Below are 1,936 nucleotides of genomic sequence, written 5' to 3' on the forward strand. Positions count from 1 at the left end.
TTTCTCTGAAGAAGTGCCTGACGATGACCTACTCTCGCATGGGGAGACCCCACACTACCATCGGCGCTGAGCGGTTTCACTGCTGAGTTCGGCATGGGATCAGGTGGTGCCCGCTCGCTATGGTCGTCAGGCGAAAAACGCATGAATCATGCCGACGCGAGGCGTCTCGTCGTATCCGGCCCTTGTCGGTCGCCATCGGCAGACCGCTTGGGTGTTATATGGTCAAGCCTCACGGGCCATTAGTACCGGTTAGCTCAACGCCTTGCAGCGCTTCCACACCCGGCCTATCAACCAGCTGGTCTCGCTGGGCCCTTCAGGAGGCTCGAGGCCTCGGGGACGTCTCATCTTGAAGGGGGCTTCCCGCTTAGATGCTTTCAGCGGTTATCCTGTCCGCACATAGCTACCCGGCAATGCCACTGGCGTGACAACCGGAACACCAGAGGTGCGTCCACTCCGGTCCTCTCGTACTAGGAGCAGCTCTTCTCAAACGTCCAACGCCCACGGCAGATAGGGACCGAACTGTCTCACGACGTTCTAAACCCAGCTCGCGTACCACTTTAAATGGCGAACAGCCATACCCTTGGGACCGACTTCAGCCCCAGGATGTGATGAGCCGACATCGAGGTGCCAAACACCGCCGTCGATGTGAACTCTTGGGCGGTATCAGCCTGTTATCCCCGGAGTACCTTTTATCCGTTGAGCGATGGCCCTTCCATACAGAACCACCGGATCACTAGAACCTACTTTCGTACCTGCTCGACGTGTCTGTCTCGCAGTCAAGCACCCTTATGCTCTTGCACTCACTGCACGATTTCCAACCGTGCTGAGGGTACCTTCGTGCTCCTCCGTTACGCTTTGGGAGGAGACCGCCCCAGTCAAACTACCCACCACACACTGTCCTCGATCCGGATCACGGACCTGAGTTAGAACGCCAATGATGCCAGGCTGGTATTTCAAGGTCGGCTCCACCCGAACTGGCGTCCGGGGTTCCAAGCCTCCCAGCTATCCTACACAAGCAACATCAGCATCCAGTGTGAAGCTGTAGTAAAGGTTCACGGGGTCTTTCCGTCTAGCCGCGGGTACACCGCATCTTCACGGCGATTTCAATTTCACTGAGTCTCGGGTGGAGACAGCGTGGCCATCATTACGCCATTCGTGCAGGTCGGAACTTACCCGACAAGGAATTTCGCTACCTTAGGACCGTTATAGTTACGGCCGCCGTTTACCGGGGCTTCGATCAGGAGCTTCGCTTGCGCTAACACCATCAATTAACCTTCCGGCACCGGGCAGGCGTCACACCCTATACGTCCGCTTGCGCGTTTGCAGAGTGCTGTGTTTTTAATAAACAGTTGCAGCCACCTGGTATCTTCGACCGCCTCGTGCTCCGGCCGCGAGGGCCTTCACACTAGCGCGGCGTGCCTTCTCCCGAAGTTACGGCACCATTTTGCCTAGTTCCTTCACCCGAGTTCTCTCAAGCGCCTGGGTATTCTCTACCTGACCACCTGTGTCGGTTTGGGGTACGGTCCCACAGAATCTGAAGCTTAGAGGCTTTTCCTGGAAGCGTGGCATCGATGACTTCGGCACCGTGGTGCCTTCGTCTCGCCTCTCGGCCTTGAGGATCCGGATTTGCCTGAACCCTCAGCCTACTGGCTTTCACCAGGACAACCAACGCCTGGCTCACCTAGCCTTCTTCGTCCCCCCATCGCAATCCTGTGAGGTACGGGAATATTGACCCGTTTCCCATCGACTACGCCTTTCGGCCTCGCCTTAGGGGCCGACTCACTCTGCTCCGATTAGCGTCGAACAGAAACCCTTGGTCTTCCGGCGGGGGAGTTTTTCACTCCCCTTGTCGTTACTCATGTCAGCATTCGCACTCGTGATACCTCCAGCAGACCTCTCGATCCACCTTCGTCGGCTTACACGACGCTCCTCTACC

At 57.2% G+C, this 1,936-nt stretch carries 2 rRNA genes; both read right to left on the reverse strand.

What is annotated here, in order from left to right:
• Nucleotides 1–15: 15 nt before the first annotated feature.
• Nucleotides 16–131, reverse strand: a 5S ribosomal RNA gene (gene rrf, locus CR157_RS21935).
• Between the two features lie 87 nt (nt 132–218).
• Nucleotides 219–1,936: ribosomal RNA gene (locus CR157_RS21940) — 23S ribosomal RNA — on the reverse strand; the annotation flags it as partial.

Source organism: Halomonas sp. LBP4 (assembly GCF_003202205.1).
In the GTDB taxonomy this organism is placed as follows: Bacteria; Pseudomonadota; Gammaproteobacteria; order Pseudomonadales; family Halomonadaceae; genus Halomonas; species Halomonas flagellata.